General features: G+C 58.6%; 19 protein-coding genes and 1 tRNA gene. 14 read left to right on the top strand and 6 right to left on the bottom strand.

Annotation, left to right across the window (positions count from 1 at the left end; genetic code table 11):
* Window positions 1–16 precede the first annotated feature (16 nt).
* Window positions 17–1,270, top strand: a complete 1,254-nt coding sequence (locus JQR87_RS08770; protein ID WP_407290866.1) for a cation:proton antiporter domain-containing protein — start codon at window positions 17–19, stop codon at window positions 1,268–1,270.
* Window positions 1,271–1,325: 55 nt separating this feature from the next.
* On the opposite strand, the gene JQR87_RS08765 is transcribed toward JQR87_RS08770, so the two are convergent.
* Together JQR87_RS08765 and JQR87_RS08760 are read right to left on the bottom strand one after the other, a co-directional pair.
* Entirely contained in the window at window positions 1,326–1,937 is a 612-nt protein-coding gene (locus JQR87_RS08765) for an exopolysaccharide biosynthesis protein (protein WP_407290868.1), read from the bottom strand.
* Between the two features lie 278 nt (window positions 1,938–2,215).
* Entirely contained in the window at window positions 2,216–2,527 is a 312-nt protein-coding gene (locus tag JQR87_RS08760) for a general stress protein (RefSeq protein ID WP_019339525.1), read from the bottom strand.
* 433 nt (window positions 2,528–2,960) lie between these two features.
* Here JQR87_RS08760 and JQR87_RS08755 point away from each other — a divergent pair, with 433 nt between their 5' ends.
* Window positions 2,961–3,131, top strand: coding sequence for a hypothetical protein (locus tag JQR87_RS08755; protein WP_407290870.1), 171 nt, complete (start codon window positions 2,961–2,963; stop codon window positions 3,129–3,131).
* A gap of 28 nt (window positions 3,132–3,159) precedes the next feature.
* Here JQR87_RS08755 and JQR87_RS08750 read toward each other — a convergent pair whose 3' ends face one another.
* The 3 genes from JQR87_RS08750 to JQR87_RS08740 form a co-directional block, all read right to left on the bottom strand.
* Window positions 3,160–4,347, bottom strand: coding sequence for an MFS transporter (locus tag JQR87_RS08750; RefSeq protein ID WP_407290871.1), 1,188 nt, complete (start codon window positions 4,345–4,347; stop codon window positions 3,160–3,162).
* Between the two features lie 161 nt (window positions 4,348–4,508).
* The gene (gene yedA / locus JQR87_RS08745) at window positions 4,509–5,414 is read right to left on the bottom strand and encodes a drug/metabolite exporter YedA (RefSeq protein WP_407290873.1); all 906 of its coding nucleotides are present in this window, start codon (window positions 5,412–5,414) and stop codon (window positions 4,509–4,511) included.
* A 110-nt stretch (window positions 5,415–5,524) separates the two neighbouring features.
* Entirely contained in the window at window positions 5,525–6,754 is a 1,230-nt protein-coding gene (locus JQR87_RS08740) for a M24 family metallopeptidase (protein ID WP_407290874.1), read from the bottom strand.
* Between the two features lie 162 nt (window positions 6,755–6,916).
* Here JQR87_RS08740 and JQR87_RS08735 point away from each other — a divergent pair, with 162 nt between their 5' ends.
* From JQR87_RS08735 to JQR87_RS08710, 6 genes are all read left to right on the top strand, one after another.
* Window positions 6,917–7,480 (top strand): cupin domain-containing protein, encoded by a 564-nt coding sequence (locus JQR87_RS08735; RefSeq protein WP_407290875.1) that lies wholly within the window; start codon window positions 6,917–6,919, stop codon window positions 7,478–7,480.
* A 251-nt stretch (window positions 7,481–7,731) separates the two neighbouring features.
* Window positions 7,732–9,333 carry an ABC transporter substrate-binding protein gene (locus tag JQR87_RS08730; protein ID WP_407290876.1) on the top strand — a complete coding sequence of 534 codons (1,602 nt, stop codon included), beginning with the start codon at window positions 7,732–7,734 and terminating at the stop codon, window positions 9,331–9,333.
* A 171-nt stretch (window positions 9,334–9,504) separates the two neighbouring features.
* Window positions 9,505–10,515: an ABC transporter permease subunit gene (locus tag JQR87_RS08725; RefSeq protein ID WP_407290877.1), complete on the top strand. Its 1,011-nt coding sequence runs from the start codon at window positions 9,505–9,507 to the stop codon at window positions 10,513–10,515.
* Window positions 10,516–10,526: 11 nt separating this feature from the next.
* A complete protein-coding gene (locus JQR87_RS08720; protein WP_407290879.1) occupies window positions 10,527–11,438 on the top strand; it encodes an ABC transporter permease subunit in 912 nt (303 codons plus the stop codon).
* A gap of 46 nt (window positions 11,439–11,484) precedes the next feature.
* Entirely contained in the window at window positions 11,485–12,513 is a 1,029-nt protein-coding gene (locus tag JQR87_RS08715) for an ABC transporter ATP-binding protein (protein ID WP_407290880.1), read from the top strand.
* A complete protein-coding gene (locus tag JQR87_RS08710) occupies window positions 12,503–13,519 on the top strand; it encodes a peptide ABC transporter ATP-binding protein (RefSeq protein WP_407290881.1) in 1,017 nt (338 codons plus the stop codon). The genes JQR87_RS08715 and JQR87_RS08710 overlap by 11 nt, the downstream gene beginning before the upstream one ends.
* A gap of 58 nt (window positions 13,520–13,577) precedes the next feature.
* Here JQR87_RS08710 and JQR87_RS08705 read toward each other — a convergent pair.
* A tRNA-Ser gene (locus tag JQR87_RS08705) sits at window positions 13,578–13,667 on the bottom strand.
* A gap of 127 nt (window positions 13,668–13,794) precedes the next feature.
* On the opposite strand from JQR87_RS08705, the gene JQR87_RS08700 reads away from it, so the two are divergent.
* The 6 genes from JQR87_RS08700 to JQR87_RS08675 all read left to right on the top strand — a co-directional run bounded on the left by JQR87_RS08700 (window position 13,795) and on the right by JQR87_RS08675 (window position 16,913).
* Entirely contained in the window at window positions 13,795–14,463 is a 669-nt protein-coding gene (locus JQR87_RS08700) for a Bax inhibitor-1/YccA family protein (RefSeq protein WP_407290883.1), read from the top strand.
* Between the two features lie 87 nt (window positions 14,464–14,550).
* Window positions 14,551–14,943 carry a sulfurtransferase complex subunit TusD gene (gene tusD / locus JQR87_RS08695; RefSeq protein ID WP_407290884.1) on the top strand — a complete coding sequence of 131 codons (393 nt, stop codon included), beginning with the start codon at window positions 14,551–14,553 and terminating at the stop codon, window positions 14,941–14,943.
* Window positions 14,943–15,302: a sulfurtransferase complex subunit TusC gene (gene tusC / locus JQR87_RS08690; RefSeq protein ID WP_407290885.1), complete on the top strand. Its 360-nt coding sequence runs from the start codon at window positions 14,943–14,945 to the stop codon at window positions 15,300–15,302. The genes tusD and tusC overlap by 1 nt, the downstream gene beginning before the upstream one ends.
* Complete coding sequence (gene tusB / locus JQR87_RS08685; RefSeq protein ID WP_407290886.1) at window positions 15,302–15,604, top strand: sulfurtransferase complex subunit TusB; 303 nt, start codon at window positions 15,302–15,304, stop codon at window positions 15,602–15,604. Before tusC ends, tusB begins: the two co-directional genes overlap by 1 nt.
* Window positions 15,601–15,936, top strand: coding sequence for a TusE/DsrC/DsvC family sulfur relay protein (locus JQR87_RS08680; protein WP_407290888.1), 336 nt, complete (start codon window positions 15,601–15,603; stop codon window positions 15,934–15,936). The genes tusB and JQR87_RS08680 overlap by 4 nt, the downstream gene beginning before the upstream one ends.
* On the top strand, window positions 15,933–16,913 hold the full coding sequence (locus tag JQR87_RS08675; protein ID WP_407290890.1) for a glycosyl transferase family protein: 981 nt from the start codon (window positions 15,933–15,935) through the stop codon (window positions 16,911–16,913). Before JQR87_RS08680 ends, JQR87_RS08675 begins: the two co-directional genes overlap by 4 nt.
* The last annotated feature ends 54 nt before the right edge of the window (window positions 16,914–16,967 follow it).

Below are 16,967 nucleotides of genomic sequence, written 5' to 3'. Positions count from 1 at the left end.
CGAATTCGGAGCCTTCATGTCCCAGCTGAACGTTGCACTTGTCATCATGGGCGGCGTTGCTGTCTGTATCGCCTTGCTGTCGACGCTGATCAAGCGTAGCCCCGTATCCGAGCCGGCGCTCGCCGTGCTGGTCGGCCTTGCTGTCGGTCCCTACGGTTTAAGTTGGCTCGATCTTGCACGCTGGGGCGACACCTTCAGCATTCTTGAGCAAGCGGCGCGGCTTACCCTAGCGATCGGGCTAATGGGTGTTGCACTGCGTCTGCAAAGAACGGCGCTCAAGACCATGTTCAAGCCCGTCATGCTTTTGCTGAGCTTCGTCATGCTCGGTATGTGGATGGTGTCATCTATGCTGGCCGGTTGGCTGCTGGGTTTGTCGCTATGGGCGGCCCTGCTGCTGGGCGCGGTGATCACACCCACCGACCCGGTAGTCGCCAGCTCGATCGTTACCGGCAAGTTCGCCAAGAAGCATTTGCCCTTGCGCCTGCGCGACACCCTGTCAGCTGAATCCGGAGCCAACGACGGCTTGGCCTACGCCTTTATCATGCTGCCAATCCTCATGCTCAGCCATGCGCCTGATCAGGCCTGGTCGCGTTGGCTCATCGAGTCTGTATTGATAGGGATCGGTGGCGCCGCGCTCATGGGTGCAGTGGTGGGTTTCGCAGCAGCCAAGCTGCTGGCCTTTTCCGAGCACAAGAAGCTGGTAGCCAGCTCTTCACTGCTGGGTTACACCGTGGCTTTCTCGCTGCTAACGCTGGGCCTCGCCAAGCTACTGCAAACAGATGGCGTACTAGCGGTATTCGCAGCGGGGCTGGCCTTCAACCTCTCTAGCGAAAAGCACGACGAGCAAGAGGAGGAGAACATTCAGGAGGCAGTGGCAAAACTGTTCACGCTGCCGATGTTCGTGATTTTCGGTATTGCCCTTCCCTTGCACGAGTGGACTACGCTGGGGTGGCCGCTGGTAGCAGCGGCTGTGCTGGTTCTGCTGTTGCGGCGACCGCCGGTGGTCATGTTGGCTTCAGTCGCCTGGCGTAATTCGCTCAATTCCCACGACTCCCTCTACCTTGGCTGGTTCGGCCCGCTGGGCATCGCCGCGATCTACTATGCCGCGCTCGCGCACAGCCATTTGCACGATCCGCTCTACTGGCATGCGGCAAGCGCATTGATTTTCGCGTCAATTATGGTTCATGGCGCATCCGCGGCGCCGCTGTCGCGTCTGTATTCACGCAACCCCGACGCGGCGCCACGGAACAGCGCTCATCTTGACGAGTAATCTGCCTGAGCCAATAACACGCAAATGGGCCGTGCCGAGCCGGGATGGGAGTCCATCAGCCAATCAGCCCCATGCCCGCAAGCACGAAGGCACCAACAGAAAGGACCAGTCCCAACACAATGGCGGCGCCGTCCCGCGTAGTGATGCCGAGACCGAACAGACATATTGCAGAGAACGGAACAGTTGAGGCAAAAGGCAATAATTCCAGCGGTGGCACTGACGTGGCCAGCACGATGCATAGCACGGCGATAAAACGCAGGAAATTCTTACGGGTAGCCCAGGCCAAACGCCGTCTGCTCACCTTATCCAGCCAGCGCACCACCGGCCGGATTTTGTTGAGACCCTTCTCAAGCTTCTGGCCGCTGACGGAGCGATGCGCGAGAAAGCCTGGCATCCAGAAATGATGTCGGCCCAACAATAGCTGGATGGCGAATAACGAGACGATCAGCGCGAGCATGGTCGGCACGCCGGGAATACCTCCAACCGGGCTGATCTCGATGATGGCTGGAACGAACAGGAACGGCCCGAAACTGCGCTGGCCAATTTTGTTTTGGATGTCTCCGACAGATACCTTTGGCTGGTCATCACCCAACTCGACGACACCGTCGATCACCTGTTCAAGGCAATCGTGTTCGTGTTCGTGTTCGTGTTCGTTGGCGTCACTCATGTGGTCCTCCTCATCGCAACTGGCTCTAGATGCGGCAGGATGCCGTTGGATCCCCTACCCGTTTCGCTGATTTAAACGTTATCAGCCACGGCATGCAATTGCCGAAAACGAAACAGCGATATTAATATTACGGGTGTATATTCGACGCAACTTGTACAACTAACACTCTAGGAGCTTATTCTGTTTTATAGTGCAGGCTATCCGAAAAATGAAAAAGCGGAACTTGCATGGCAAGTTCCGCTTTTATTCGCTTACGTTAGCAATAACGCATTAACGCCTTACGAATTGCGACCACCACCGTGGCTGTTCTGACCGCCTTTCTTACCGGCTTCAGAGGCCTTTTCGCGGTCATTGGCAAAGTTGCCACCGCTGTTCTGGCCGCCTTTCTGGCCGGCTTCAGAAGCTTTCTCGCGGTCGTTAGCGAAGTTTCCGCCGCTGTTCTGGCCGCCTTTCTGGCCAGCTTCGGAGGCGCGCTGCGGATCGTTGGCAAAGTTGCCGCCGCTGTTGTGACCGCCCTTTTGACCAGCTTCGGAGGCCTTCTCGCGATCGTTTGCAAAGTTACCCGGATTTCCGCTCTTATCGTTCGACATGAGATTACTCCAGTTACTTGGTGGAACTTAAAAATGGCAACCGCTCTGCAGCCGCCTCACTATATCCGAGGCCAGGAACGGCCGAAGAGTTCTATTAAAACATTATAGGTCGATGAACGGTGGTTGATCCAAAATGCCATTACGATCGCAACGCTTAAGCCGACTATGATCGCATTTAAATAGCAACGAAACGGCAAATGCCTAGCAGGCGCTAGTTCGCACTATACATATGTGCCGCTTAGCATCTGATTACTCATTACACAGTTAAGGTCAAACATAAGCCGCTCATCGGGTCAGGGAAATCAACACCTTTTGTCAACAACCTGTAACCCAATCCGGGCAGTCTCGGAGTCAAGGAAAGCCGCGACGGCTGGCGCAAGGATGCGACCTTTTTCAGGACCACCAACCACTCGACCGAGACATTGGAGGCCATATGAGCAGCAAAACGCTGGAAAACCTGGTGAAGCAATCCGACCTCAGCACCAAACAGCCGCTGGAGCTCTGGAAGCAGTTGCGCCGCAGTAAGCGCGATTACCGGCCAAGCGCCGCTGCACTCGCCAAACGCGCCTCGCTGGACCTGGGCATCTGCGCCCCTGGCCATTGAGCCCGGCGCGGCAGGAGCCTCTAACGGGTCAGCTTACGGCCCTGCGTTCCTGCCGGAGCAGGAGCCAAACGATGAACAGCCCGGCCATCGCCATGAACGCCGCGCCTAAAAAAATGCTCTGCATACCGATATAAGTCGCCAGAGCCCCCATGATTGCACCGGACAGCCCCAGCGCCAGATCGAAAAACATGGCAAATACGCTGAGGCCCGAGCTCCGATTGGCGACCCCAACACGCGACACAACCCCTACCCCCAAGGCTGGATAAAGCAACGACAGACCACAGCCAGTCAGTGCCGAACCGGCCAGTGCAAAAGCTGGCGTCTCGGCCAACCAAAGTAGCGTAAGCCCGAGTATCTCAACCGCAAGGCATACAACTGCTACCGAATAGCCCCCGACTCGATTGATCAAATTGGGGAATGCCAGTCGCGTCCCTATGAAGGCAAACGCAAAAGCGGTCAAACACCAGGCGGCGCCATCCCAGCCTCGAGCGGCGTAATAAAGCGCGATAAACGCAGTCAGGGTGCCATAGCCAATGGTTGCAAGTGCCAGGCTGATTCCGGGTGGCGCCACCTTCCACAATACTTTGCCGAATGGCAGGCGTTCGCCAGGATTGAGCGGCGCGTCACCGCGATGCCACGCCAAGATCAAGCCGGTCGTGGCCAGCAGCATCGTGACCGCACCGAGACTCCACAGTCCCAGCGACTGGGCGAGAAATACGCCCAGCGGTGCACCAATACCGACTCCACCGTAAGCAGCGATGCCGTTCCAGGAAATCATTCGCGCGGTGCTCTCAGGCCCTAGCCGGGTGATCCCCCAACTGATGGCCGAAATTCCCACGAGACTTTGTGCAAAGCCCAGGATCAAACGGCTCGCCAGCATTACGCCAATGCTCGCCATAGGCCAGGAGTCGAGAACGGCTGACGCAAGCAGAAGCAAGCCACTGACCAGGCCCGATGCCATGCCGAGCAAAACGGTTTTTTTCGCCCCCCGCTCGTCTGCCAGACGCCCCGCCAGCGGTCGGCAGAGCAGCGTAGTCAGGTACTGAGCGCCAATGACGATGCCGGCCACAGTAGTGCTGAACCCAAGGGTGTCATGGACGAAACCGGGTAGCGATGCCAGGGGAATACCGATGGAAATAAACGAGATGAAGTTAAAAACGACCAGCGACAGGATGAAAAAAGTGTCGCGAGAATCAGCGTTTTTTGCAGCGGGCATCGGGTCGCCTGTTGGTATCTGAAAAGGACGGTAGCCAGTCCGCACGCGACGACAATCATCGTCGCGCCTATATGCTCACCGGGTCACGACGGAATCGGTGCCATTCGATCCTGGCCAAACGCACTCATCATACAACTGCGGAACGCTTGATGGCGCTCCATTCAGGCGGGTTTCGGCGCAACGGTCGCTTTTGGTCGACGCCACTGAGGTAACCCAATCAAAACGACCGCGCTGACAATTACCGTCATCGCCAGCCATTCCTCCACGCCGATTCGTTCACCGGCAAATGTAATACCCAACAGCACCGCTACCACCGGATTTACGTAGGCATAACTCGTGGCCGCCGCGGGACGTACATGTTTGAGCAGGTAAAGATATGCGCTGAACGCAACTATCGAGCCGAGCAAGGTTAGGTACATGAGGGCAAGCCAACCGGCAAAATCCGGCATGTGCTGCAAGCGTTCTCCGCTGGCTGCGCTGCCGACCAACAGTACAGCGCCACCTATCAGCATCTGCGCGGCGCTCGCCATCGCCCCGCTCGGCAAACTGAGATGCCTGCTCCACATCGAGCCAAACGCCCAGCTTGCTGCCGCGATCAGTACAATCACAGCCCCGAGCGGGCTGGCCTGCAGGTTGTGCCCGAGGTTGAGCAAGCCGATGCCCGTCAGTCCCAGCAGAATACCGCCCCACTCCAGCCCAGTCGTCCGCTGCCCCCATATCAAGCCAAAAACCAAGGCAAACAACGGCACCGTTGCGATCGCTAATGCTGCAACTGCAGAAGCCACACCGAGATGTTCCGCAATGGTTACGCCGCCGTTACCGCAGCTGAGCAATAGAAATCCCACAACCGCACAAGACCGCCACTCTCGCATGGTGGGCAGTGCCACACCGCGCCAGCGCAGCCATACAAACATCAGGCTACCGGCGATCACAAAGCGCAACCCGGCCAGAAGCATTGGCGGCCACGACTGGACGCCAATACGGATTACGAAATAGGTCGAACCCCAGATCAGGTAAAGGGCGAGAAAAGCGCCCACGAGCAACAGCGGGAAGCGGTGCGAAGACATGTGGCGAGGCTCGGAGAGTTTACGAGAAAGTCCATTCTAGATAGCCCACACGCCGGAGATATGTACAGTCGGTTTTTTGTTTAGCGGTGCAGTTGCCGCACCGCACTTGTTCAGCGATCAAGCCCGAAAGGGTCATCAATGCTGTAGCTCGGTTCGGTGAACCAGCGCGGCCCGCTCTCGCTCATGTAGAAGTGATCCTCTAAACGAATGCCGAACTCACCGGGAACGCAGATCATGGGCTCATTGCTGAAGCACATCCCGACATCGATAGGCGTCTGGTCACCACGGACGAGGTAGGGGCTCTCATGGATCTCCAACCCGATCCCGTGACCGGTGCGGTGCGGGAGGCCCGGCAACTGATAGTCCGGACCGAGACCGCAGGCTTCGAGCGAGCTGCGCGCCGCCTCGTCTACTTCCTCGCAGCGCGTACCCAATTGTGCCGCAGTGAACGCGGCCAACTGTGCATCCTTTTCAAATGCCCACAATGCCCGCTGGTGCTCGCTCGGCTCGCCGAAGACATAACTGCGCGTGATGTCCGACAAGTAGCTGTGGACTCGGCAACCCGTGTCAATAAGGACCATGTCGCCGCGTTTGAGCGTCTGAGGATGCTTCACCCCATGGGGATACGCACTCGCCTCGCCAAACAGTACGATGCAGAAGGTCGACCCCGGTGCCCCAACTGCCCGATGCGCGAGCTCGATGAACCGAACCACTTCGGTAGTGCTAATGCCCTCATGCAGGATGCTCGCGGCCGCCTTGTGCACCTCGAGCGTCATGTCCTTCGCCCGCTGCATCAGCGCAATCTCGGCACTCGATTTACGCTGACGGCAATAGCCCGTCACCACACTCGCATCGGTGAAGGCATAGCCTGGGTCAAGCAAGCGAAGACCATTGAACATGAAGAATGGCAAAGATGGGCAGAGGCCGATGCATGGACGAAGACTGGTGTTCGGATGGATGCCCATGCGCTGCAGGCAGTCGAACAGCAAACGATAGGGACTCTCGTGCTCCTGCCATCCGTTGACGACACCATCGACCACCATGAAGTCGCGAATCGTACCCTCTTCAAACGCAGGTGCCAGGTACTGCAACGCACCACTCGCGGGCAGCAATGCACCAACCATGCGCTCGCTCGGGCTCCAGCGGACGCCGGTAAAGTATTCAAGGTTGGCGCCCGCGCTGAGAAAAACGGCGTCCAGACCAAGTTGCCTCATGCGTCCCTGCGCCTTGTCGATACGGACTTGGTACTCACCCAGCGCTATCGGCTCGACGCCATCCAGCATGTTGCGCAGGCGCCCAAGCGCCTCTTCCTGCGTACTGCCGCCGACACCGATAGTCATGCCCGTTCTCCCGAAACCAGCCAAAAATGTCCGCTGAATTTAAGTACAGCTTAATTTTTCTGGCAAAGCTTTTTTCCTTAATGCCGTGTAAAACACGAAATCAAGGCTGGCGTGAGTCTGTCCGGCTGGCCGTATACTGGCCACTTTCACAAGGCGAATTCCATGACAGTCGACCGTATCGGTGAGCGATTGCGCCGTCACAGGCGTGCCGCGAACAAGACCTTGAACCAGGTAGCCAAGGAGTCAGGACTGACAGCGAGCTTCCTGTCACAGGCCGAACGTAACCTTACGGGCGTTTCGATTTCCTCCCTTGCAAACATCGCAAAATCACTTGGAGTACCCCTTAACTCGCTGTTCGATCAGCCCAGCCAATCGCAGCCCGACTCACATCAGGGCGAACGTGTTCGATACACCATCGAAGGGCAGCCACTGGCATATGAGCGCCTGTCTACCAGCTTTCCGGGCAATCTGCTGAACGCCGTCAAAGTCAGCATGCCCGTGGGCTATCAGTCCGAACTCATCGCGCACGAAGGCGCTGAGTTTGCCTATGTGCTAACCGGAAGGATCGTCTACACCGTGGACGGCCGCGACTATCCGTTAGCCAGCGGTGACTCGATCCATTTCGATGCCGGAAAGCCTCATCGCCTGGCCAATGTAGGCGATCAGCCAGCCGAAGTGCTCACCGTAACGACTATGGGCCTCTTTGACGATTTAACCACTCGCTAACTGGCACCGCTATTGCTTGACCTCGACACCTGAAGCTCGCAAGCGAAGTTTAGCTGCGCTTAATTTCTGTTGACCGGGTTTTCAGCATGACTTAATTTCGAGGCAGGCCAGGCTGTGCTCTACGAGAGGCAGCCACCCAACAGTGTTCTACGCCGAGCGGGCGAACCCCCACGGCGACACCGGCGTGCAGTGAGCCACTGTTCGGTCCACCAGACCAACCCTCGATAGACATAAAAAAGAATGAGGTTTGCATGCGAAACAACATCTCCATCCGAGCATTGCTCGCCGCAGGACTGATCCTCGGCTCGCCCCTTAGCTTCGCCGCCAGCAGTCTCGTGTATTGCTCCGAAGGCAGCCCAGCCGGATTCGATCCTGGCCAGTACACCACTGGTACTGATTTCGACGCGGCCTCCGAGACCGTATTCAATCGTCTCGCCCAATTCGAACGAGGCGGCACTCGCGCCCTCCCCGCGCTGGCGACCAAATGGGAGGTCAGCGATGATGGCCTCACCTATACCTTCCATCTGCGTCCTGGGGTCAAGTTTCATACCACTGACTACTTCAAACCCAGCCGCGAATTCAATGCCGACGACGTCCTCTTCACCTTCCAGCGCATGCTCGACAAGGAGCACCCGTTCCGCAAGGCGTACGCCAGCGAGTTCCCCTATTTCGTCGACATGGGCATGGACAAGAACATCCTGAAGGTCGAGAAGCTCGACGACATGACGGTCCGCTTTACCCTCGACAAAGTAGATGCGGCCTTCATACAGAACCTCGCGATGAACTTCGCCGCGATCCATTCAGCTGAATATGCCGATCAGTTGCTCAAAGCTGGCAATAGCGAGCAGATCAACCAGAAGCCGATTGGCACCGGGCCGTTCGTGTTCAGCCGCTACCAAAAAGACGCTCAGATCCGCTTCAAGGGCAACAAGGAATACTGGAAACCTGAAGACGTAAAGATCGATAACCTGATTTTTGCCATTACTACCGACGCCTCAGTCCGTGCGCAGAAGCTTCGTGCCGGGGAATGCCAGGTCACGCTCAACCCTCGCCCTGCTGACCTCGAAGCGTTGCAGAAAGATCCCAACATCGAGGTACCGAGCCAACCCGGCTTTAACCTCGGTTACATCGCCTACAACGTTGAGCACGAGCCACTCGACAAGCTTGAGGTGCGCAAGGCGTTGGACATGGCGGTCGACAAGAAATCCATCATCGAAGCCGTCTATCAAGGATCCGGCCAACTGGCAGTGAACGCGCTTCCGCCAACCCAATGGTCTTATGACGAGAGCATCAAGGGCACCGAATACAACCCGGACAGAGCGCGCGAATTGCTTAAACAGGCAGGCGTCAAGGAAGGCACCGAAATCACCCTGTGGGCAATGCCCGTGCAGCGCCCCTACAACCCCAACGCCCAGCTGATGGCACAAATGATCCAGGCCGATTGGGCTAAGATCGGGATCAAAACACGCATCGTGAGCTACGAGTGGGGCGAATACATCAAGCGCGGCCATGCAGGGGAACATGACGCCATGCTAATAGGCTGGACTGGAGATAATGGTGACCCGGACAACTGGATGAACACCCTGTATGGCTGTGATGCCATAAATGGCAACAACTGGTCCAGATGGTGCGACGCGACGTACGACAAAGTGGTCAAGGATGCCAAGCGCATTACGGATCAGGCTGAGCGCACCAAACTGTATGAACAGGCGCAGCAGATCATTCAAGAGCAGGTGCCCATCACGCCTATCGCCCACTCCACCGTCTATCAACCGATGCGCAGCAGCGTGGAGGGCTTCCAGATCAGCCCCTTCGGGCGCAACTCCTTCTATGGCGTAGAAAACAAGCGCTGATAGTAGCGAAGCCAGGCCTGCCCACGGGCATGCCTGGCTGGCCTCCTTTGCATGTTTTTCGACGGCCGGTCTGCATAGCCAAGCGTCCTCAGCCCAACGATAGCCGCGAATTTGAGAATGGCGATCGTGGCTGTGCTGCCGCGTAACCATAGCTTTACCAGGAGTTCTGCGATGTTCAGCTTCATAGCCCGCCGCGTGGGTCTGCTGATTCCCACCTTTTTCGGCATCACGCTACTCACCTTTGCCCTGATTCGCATGATCCCAGGGGATCCGGTGGAAGTGATGATGGGAGAACGAAAAGTCGATCCGGAGATGCATGCCCAGGCCATGGAGCGGCTGGGTCTGAACAAGCCACTCTACCTGCAGTATTTCGATTACATCGGCAATCTGGCGCAAGGCGATCTCGGCGAGTCGCTGCGTACACGCACCAGCGTCTGGAAAGAGTTCACTACCCTGTTTCCCGCCACCCTCGAGCTTGCCTTAGCGGCACTGATCATCGCCGGCACCCTGGGCCTGCTGGCCGGCGTGGTCGCCGCGCTGAAACGCGGTTCGCTGTTCGACCATGGCGTCATGGGCATTTCGCTGGTTGGCTATTCGATGCCGATCTTCTGGTGGGGGCTGATCCTCATCATGTTTTTCTCCGTAGGCCTCGGCTGGACGCCTGTTTCGGGGCGAATCGACCTGCTCTACGACGTACCGCCCGTTACCGGCTTCATGCTGATCGACACCCTGCTCAGCGAAGAAGAAGGTGCGTTCCTGGACGCTCTGCACCACATGATTTTGCCAGCGATCGTGCTCGCGACCGTGCCGCTGGCGGTCATAGCGCGCATGACCCGCTCGGCCATGCTCGAAGTGCTGCGTGAAGATTACGTCCGCACGGCTCGGGCGAAAGGTTTGTCGCCGAACCGAGTTGTGTTCGTTCATGGCCTGCGCAACGCGCTGATTCCGGTCCTTACCGTATTCGGCTTACAGATCGGCACACTGCTGGCTGGAGCGGTGCTGACCGAGACGATTTTCTCCTGGCCCGGCATCGGCAAGTGGCTGATCGAATCCATCGGCGCTCGCGACTACCCGGTTGTGCAGAACGGCATCCTGCTGGTCGCCTGCCTGGTCATCCTGGTCAACTTCACCGTGGACATCCTCTACGGCCTGGCCAACCCCCGCATTCGTCATCAACGCTAAGAGGCCGGACGATGAGCAGTATTGAAACCCTGCCGGCTGCCGAGCCGACGACCTATTACCCCTCGCCGCTCCGAGAGTTTTGGACCGCATTCAAACGTAACAAGGGCGCGCTGGGTGGCCTGATCTTCATGTTGCTGCTGGTGATCTGTGCCTTGTTCGCCTCGGTGCTAGCGCCCTACAACCCCACCGAGCAGTTCCGGGATTTCCTGCTGACGCCGCCCGTCTGGCAGGAAAGCGGTACGTCCCAATTCCTACTCGGCACCGACGAACTAGGGCGGGATATGCTGTCCCGTCTGATTCACGGCGCGCGTCTCTCACTATTGATTGGCCTGGCCTCTGTCGTCTTCTCGCTGCTGCCGGGCATCCTGCTCGGGCTGTTGGCAGGCTTTTCCCCGACTCGGCTGGGCCCGTTCATCATGCGTTTGATGGACATCATGCTGGCCCTGCCTTCACTGCTCCTAGCGGTTGCCATCGTGGCGATCCTCGGGCCGGGCCTGATCAACACCATCTTTGCCATCGCCATTGTGTCGCTACCGTCTTACGTGCGTCTGACCCGCGCGGCGGTGATGACCGAGCTCAATCGCGACTACGTCACGGCGTCCCGACTGGCGGGTGCCGGCACGCTCCGGCTGATGTTTATCAGTGTACTGCCGAACTGCATGGCGCCCTTGATCGTGCAGGCCACACTGAGTTTTTCTTCGGCCATTCTGGACGCCGCCGCGCTGGGCTTTCTCGGGCTCGGTGTTCAACCGCCAACCCCCGAATGGGGAACGATGCTGGCTTCAGCCAGGGACTACATCGAGCGCGCCTGGTGGGTGGTTTCACTACCGGGCCTGGCAATACTGCTCAGTGTGCTGGCGATCAACCTGCTCGGCGACGGTCTGCGCGATGCGCTGGATCCGAAGCTCAAGAATGCCGCATGAGGGGCTCACCGATGCTTGATTCAATGTCAATGGGGGACCCTCAACCATGAGCCTCCTCGAAATTCAGAATCTGTCAGTACGTTTCGGTGACGACAGCGCGCCACCTGTGGTCGACGGGCTCGACCTCAGCGTTGATCGGGGCGAAGTGCTGGCCATCGTCGGCGAATCCGGTTCAGGCAAATCCGTCACCATGATGGCCTTGATGGGATTGATCGACGCGCCGGGCAAGGTAGCGGCCGATCGTCTCCGGTTCTCCAATCAGGACTTGCTGACTCTAAAAGGACGCCAGCGTCGTCGATTGATCGGCAAAGATCTGGCCATGGTTTTCCAAGACCCCATGACCGCACTCAACCCCAGCTACACAGTGGGGTTTCAGATCGAGGAAGTGTTGCGGCAGCACTTGGGTCTCAAGGGCAAAGCGGCTCGGCAGCGAGCGCTCGAATTGCTCGAACGTGTCGAAATCCCGGGCGCGTCCAGTCGCCTCGACGCCTATCCGCATCAGCTCTCCGGCGGCATGAGCCAAAGGGTCGCCATTGCAATGGCCATCGCCGGCGAGCCGCAGCTGCTGATCGCGGACGAGCCCACTACCGCCCTCGATGTGACTATTCAGGCACAGATCATGGAGCTGCTTTTGAGCTTGCAGCGCGATCAGAACATGGCGCTGATCCTCATCACCCACGATCTGGCGGTGGTAGCCGAAACCGCTCAGCGCGTCTGCGTAATGTATGCGGGCCAGGCGGTCGAGACCGGGCGCGTGCCGGCCCTTTTCGACGCTCCGGCTCATCCATATACCGAGGCGTTGCTGGCCTCGATCCCTGAGCACTCCGACAACCGGCGCCTTGCGACCTTGCCAGGCATCGTACCGGGCCGATACGACCGCCCCGCCGGCTGCCTTCTCTCACCACGCTGTCCGTATGCCCAGCCGCGGTGCGAAGAACGACCGGCGCTCGAGCCGTATGACCGTGGCGAAGTTCGCTGCTTCTTCCCTCGCAACATGACCCCTGGCGAAGCACCTGAAGTATTGCCGGAGGCCCAGCGCCCGAGCCAGCCACCTGGAGAACATCATGTCTATTGAGGCATCGACAGGCAGCGTGCTGTCCGCACGCGAGCTCACCCGCCATTACGAGATTTCACGTGGGCTGTTCAAACCAAACGCCACCGTACGCGCCCTCAACGGCGTGTCGTTCGAACTGGCGGCCGGCGAAACGCTTGCGGTAGTGGGCGAATCTGGCTGCGGCAAGTCCACACTTGCGCGCGCTTTGACGCTCATCGAGGAGCCCACGTCCGGATCGCTGCAGATTGCCGGCCAGGAAGTCGCAGGGGCTGACAAGGCCCAACGCAAACAACTGCGCCGCGACGTGCAGATGGTCTTTCAGAACCCCTACGCCTCGTTGAATCCGAGACAGAAGATCGGCGACCAGCTAGGCGAACCCCTGGTCATCAATACCGGGCTGTCACGCAGCGAACGCCATGAGCGGGTGCAGACGATGATGCAGCAGGTCGGTCTGCGGCCCGAGCACTACCAGCGCTATCCGCATATGTTCTCCGGCGGACAGCGCCAACGCATCGCCCTGGCCCGCGCCATGATGCTGAACCCCAAGGTCCTGATTGCCGACGAGCCCACCTCCGCACTCGACGTATCGATTCAGGCGCAGGTACTCAATCTGTTTATGGACCTGCAGGAGCAGTTCAACGCCGGCTACGTCTTCATCTCACATGATCTGGCTGTGGTTCGCCACGTCGCCGACAAGGTGTTGGTGATGTACTTCGGCAGCCCGATGGAAATGGGTCCTGCCGAGCTGATCTACACCCGGCCGCTTCACCCCTATACCCAGGTGTTGCTGGCCGCTACGCCGAGCATCCGCCCCGATCCGGCAAGGCCGAAGATCCGCGCCAGTGGTGAACTGCCTAACCCACTCGACCCGCCGAGCGGTTGTGTCTTCCACACACGCTGCCCACACGCCACCGAACGATGCAGCGCTGAAGTACCGGCGTTCCGGCCACTGGATGACAGGCTGGTTGCATGCCACTACGCCGAGGAGGTTGGCGCGACAAGCGTCGCGTCTGTGCGTCATGCCTGAAAGACACGCGTAAGTCCAGAAACGAAAAAGGCCCCGATATCGGGGCCTTTTTCTGATATGGCGGAGGAGGTGAGATTCGAACTCACGGAAGAGTTTCCCCTTCGACGGTTTTCAAGACCGTTGCATTCAACCGCTCTGCCACTCCTCCGCAGAGAGCGGGCGCCATAGTACCCGAACGACACACACTGTCAAACACTCTTGTTAGGATGAAACAAAAGCTCTGCTATGATCGGTGTCAGTTAGTTACAGGCTGATCCACTTACAGGAGTGTCGCCATGCTCAAGCAACAGTACGCACCTACGCATACGCAGGTTGAACAAAAGGAAGTCAGCCGCGTCCTGCGTAACACCTATGGTCTTCTGGCCATCACGCTGGGCTTCAGTGCCCTCGTCGCCTACATGGCGATGCAGGCCAATGCTGCCTATCCAAACATTTTCGTGGTGCTGGTCGGTTTCTACGGCCTGTTCTTCCTCACGGTCAAACTCCGCAACTCGGCGTGGGGACTGCTTTCGACTTTCGCCTTGACGGGTTTCATGGGGTACACGCTGGGGCCGATCCTCAACATGTACCTGGGTACCGCCAACGGTGGTGAGCTGATTGCCTCCGCACTGTCGATGACCGCCCTGGTGTTCTTTGGTTTGTCGGCTTTCGTGCTGATCACGCGCAAGGACATGAGCTTCCTCAGCGGCTTCATCACCGCCGGTTTCTTTGTCCTGCTAGGTGCGATGGTTGCTAGCTTCTTCTTTCAGATCAGCGGCCTGCAACTGGCAATCAGCGCTGGCTTCGTGCTGTTCTCGTCGGTTTGTATCCTCTACCAGACCAGCGCCATCATCCATGGCGGCGAGCGTAACTACATCATGGCTACCATTGGCCTGTATGTATCGATCTACAACCTGTTCATCAGCCTGCTGCAGCTGATGGGCATCATGGGCGGCGACGACTGATAGCCGATCCACGATCAAGCCCGCTTCGGCGGGCTTTTTCGTTTCAGAAGCTGGCGTATCATGTCGGCAGTCATGACACGGTGGCCCATGAAATTCGCAATCGCTCTGTTTTCATCTCCCCATTCCCCAGCCTCACGGCGCGCATTGCGCTTTGCGGAGGCAGTGCTGGCGGGCGGCCACGAGATTGTCCGGCTGTTTCTTTATCAGGATGGCGTGCACAGTGCTTCTGCCAACATTGTCGCTGCGCAGGACGAGCTTGACGTTGGCGAACAGTGGGCACGGTTCATCGCTCACCATGGGCTTGATGGAGTCGTCTGCATTGCTGCCGGCCTGCGCCGGGGCGTGCTGGATCGACAGGAGGCGAACCGGTATCAGCGTCCGGCGGCGAACCTGGCTGCAGGGTGGGAGCTGTCCGGTCTGGGTCAACTGCACGAAGCCAGCCAGCAAGCCGATCGGCTCGTCTGCTTTGGAGGTCATTGATGGCCCGCTCGATGCTCATCATCACGCGCCAATCTCCGTGGTCTGGTCCATCTGCACGCGAGGCACTGGATATCGTGCTGGCAGGCGGTGCATTTGAGCTTCCGCTCGGTCTGCTATTTCTCGATGACGGGGTGTTTCAACTGGTATCTGAACAGCGAGCTGCTCGGCTGGAGCAGAAGGACCTGACCGCTAACTTGCAGGCTTTGCCGATGTTCGGCATCGAGTCGCTGTATGCATCGAAACGCAGCCTCAGTGAGCGCGGTTTGGATGATTCAGGATTGTCTCTACCCGTTGAATTGCTGGACGATGCAGGCCTCAGCGCTCTTATCAACCGCTACGACCATGTGATCACGCTCTGATGGCAACCCTGCACCTGCTTTCCCATTCCCCATTTTCGGATGGCCGCCTGGCTAGCTGCCTGCACTTGCTGACCGCAGACGACGCCCTGCTGCTCTGCGGCGATGCGGTCTACGCGCTGCAGGACGGCACCACCCAGCGGCAAGCATTGAATCTGATGCACAACAGCATCGCACTATTTGCGCTTGAGGAAGACGTGGCCGCCCGTGCCCTGAATTCTTTGCCATCGCGCCTGCAGCAGGTCGACTATGACGGCTTCGTCGAACTCTGCTGCCGTTATGACCGGACCAACTCCTGGCTATGAACAGGCTGAACGTCAACGGCATGAGCATTGCAGTGGATCAGGAAGGTTTTCTGGTTGATCTCAACGACTGGAGCGAACCCGTCGCCGAAGCGCTGGCAGCCGCCGAAGGAATCGAACTCCAAAACGAACACCGGGAAATTCTTCAGCTGCTGCGCGAGTTCTATCGGGAATTTGAGCTGTCACCCGCGACGCGCCCGCTGATCAAGTACACCGCACTGAAGCTCGGCCCGGACAAGGGCAACAGCATGCACCTGAACCGTCTATTCAAAGGCACCCCCGCCAAGCTAGCTGCAAAGCTGGCGGGCCTGCCTAAACCGAGCAATTGCATATGAGCGCCATCACTCCTGCTGAACATCCCTTTGCCGTTTTCGTCCGTATTCTCGGAAAAGGCAAGCGCGGCGCGCGCGACCTCACCCGTGAAGAGGCGCGTGAAGCCATGGGTATGTTGCTAGACGGGAAGACCGAGGATACTCAGCTCGGCGCCTTCCTCATGCTGTTACGCCACAAGGAAGAAAGCGCAGAAGAGCTAGCCGGCTTCACCGAAGCCGTGCGCGAACGCCTGCAAGCACCCGCAATAGCGGTGGACATCGACTGGCCGACCTATGCGGGCAAGAGACGGCATCTGCCGTGGTACCTGCTGGCAGCGAAGTGCCTGGCACGCAATGGCGTGCGGATTTTCATGCACGGCGGTGGCGCGCATACCGCAGGGCGCATGTACACCGAGCAGCAGCTCGAGCCGCTGGACATTCCTCGCTGCGAGACCTGGGCCGACGCTGGTGCAGCGCTGGATCGCGACAATCTCGCGTTCATGCCGCTCGGTGCCTGGATGCCAGGCCTTCAGCGCATGATCGATCAACGCAACATTCTCGGCCTGCGTTCGCCTATTCATTCGCTGGCCCGAATCCTCAATCCCCTTGGTGCACGCTGCGGCCTGCAGAGCATCTTCCATCCCGGCTATCAGGCCAATCACCGAGAAGCCAGCCGGCTACTGGGCGATACCTCGATTGTCATCAAGGGCGAAGGTGGCGAAATCGAGGTCAACCCTGACGGCGTCGCCCATCTTTACGGCACACAAGCGAGCGAGTCCTGGGACGAAGACTGGCCAGCCCTATCACCTCATCGCCACGTCAAGCCGGCACAACTCGATCCGCTGCACCTGCTCGCTGTCTGGCAAGGCGCTGAAGATGCGTATGGCGAACTTGCAGTCGTTGCGACCATGGCGCTAGCGCTGCGAGGCCTTGGACAGCCACGCGACGCCGCATTCGTCCAGGCCCGTGAGTTCTGGGCGCAGCGAAATCTATCAGTCTGAACGATTGGTTTGACCCGGCATTACGACTCATCCATCGAACCCTACCACCTAAAC

This window comes from Stutzerimonas stutzeri (assembly GCF_051028275.1).
GTDB lineage: Bacteria > Pseudomonadota > Gammaproteobacteria > Pseudomonadales > Pseudomonadaceae > Stutzerimonas > Stutzerimonas stutzeri_AS.
The sequence above is the reverse complement of the archived record's forward strand: the minus strand, read 5'-3'. Positions and strand labels throughout refer to the sequence as shown.

Bases quoted from the DNA above. Each gene is read 5' to 3' on its own strand.
- JQR87_RS08770 (WP_407290866.1), top strand. From the start codon at position 17: ATGTCCCAGCTGAACGTTGCACTTGTCATCATGGGCGGCGTTGCTGTC.
- JQR87_RS08765 (WP_407290868.1), bottom strand. From the start codon at position 1,937: ATGAGTGACGCCAACGAACACGAACACGAACACGAACACGATTGCCTT.
- JQR87_RS08760 (WP_019339525.1), bottom strand. From the start codon at position 2,527: ATGTCGAACGATAAGAGCGGAAATCCGGGTAACTTTGCAAACGATCGC.
- JQR87_RS08755 (WP_407290870.1), top strand. From the start codon at position 2,961: ATGAGCAGCAAAACGCTGGAAAACCTGGTGAAGCAATCCGACCTCAGC.
- JQR87_RS08750 (WP_407290871.1), bottom strand. From the start codon at position 4,347: ATGCCCGCTGCAAAAAACGCTGATTCTCGCGACACTTTTTTCATCCTG.
- yedA (WP_407290873.1), bottom strand. From the start codon at position 5,414: ATGTCTTCGCACCGCTTCCCGCTGTTGCTCGTGGGCGCTTTTCTCGCC.
- JQR87_RS08740 (WP_407290874.1), bottom strand. From the start codon at position 6,754: ATGACTATCGGTGTCGGCGGCAGTACGCAGGAAGAGGCGCTTGGGCGC.
- JQR87_RS08735 (WP_407290875.1), top strand. From the start codon at position 6,917: ATGACAGTCGACCGTATCGGTGAGCGATTGCGCCGTCACAGGCGTGCC.
- JQR87_RS08730 (WP_407290876.1), top strand. From the start codon at position 7,732: ATGCGAAACAACATCTCCATCCGAGCATTGCTCGCCGCAGGACTGATC.
- JQR87_RS08725 (WP_407290877.1), top strand. From the start codon at position 9,505: ATGTTCAGCTTCATAGCCCGCCGCGTGGGTCTGCTGATTCCCACCTTT.
- JQR87_RS08720 (WP_407290879.1), top strand. From the start codon at position 10,527: ATGAGCAGTATTGAAACCCTGCCGGCTGCCGAGCCGACGACCTATTAC.
- JQR87_RS08715 (WP_407290880.1), top strand. From the start codon at position 11,485: ATGAGCCTCCTCGAAATTCAGAATCTGTCAGTACGTTTCGGTGACGAC.
- JQR87_RS08710 (WP_407290881.1), top strand. From the start codon at position 12,503: ATGTCTATTGAGGCATCGACAGGCAGCGTGCTGTCCGCACGCGAGCTC.
- JQR87_RS08700 (WP_407290883.1), top strand. From the start codon at position 13,795: ATGCTCAAGCAACAGTACGCACCTACGCATACGCAGGTTGAACAAAAG.
- tusD (WP_407290884.1), top strand. From the start codon at position 14,551: ATGAAATTCGCAATCGCTCTGTTTTCATCTCCCCATTCCCCAGCCTCA.
- tusC (WP_407290885.1), top strand. From the start codon at position 14,943: ATGGCCCGCTCGATGCTCATCATCACGCGCCAATCTCCGTGGTCTGGT.
- tusB (WP_407290886.1), top strand. From the start codon at position 15,302: ATGGCAACCCTGCACCTGCTTTCCCATTCCCCATTTTCGGATGGCCGC.
- JQR87_RS08680 (WP_407290888.1), top strand. From the start codon at position 15,601: ATGAACAGGCTGAACGTCAACGGCATGAGCATTGCAGTGGATCAGGAA.
- JQR87_RS08675 (WP_407290890.1), top strand. From the start codon at position 15,933: ATGAGCGCCATCACTCCTGCTGAACATCCCTTTGCCGTTTTCGTCCGT.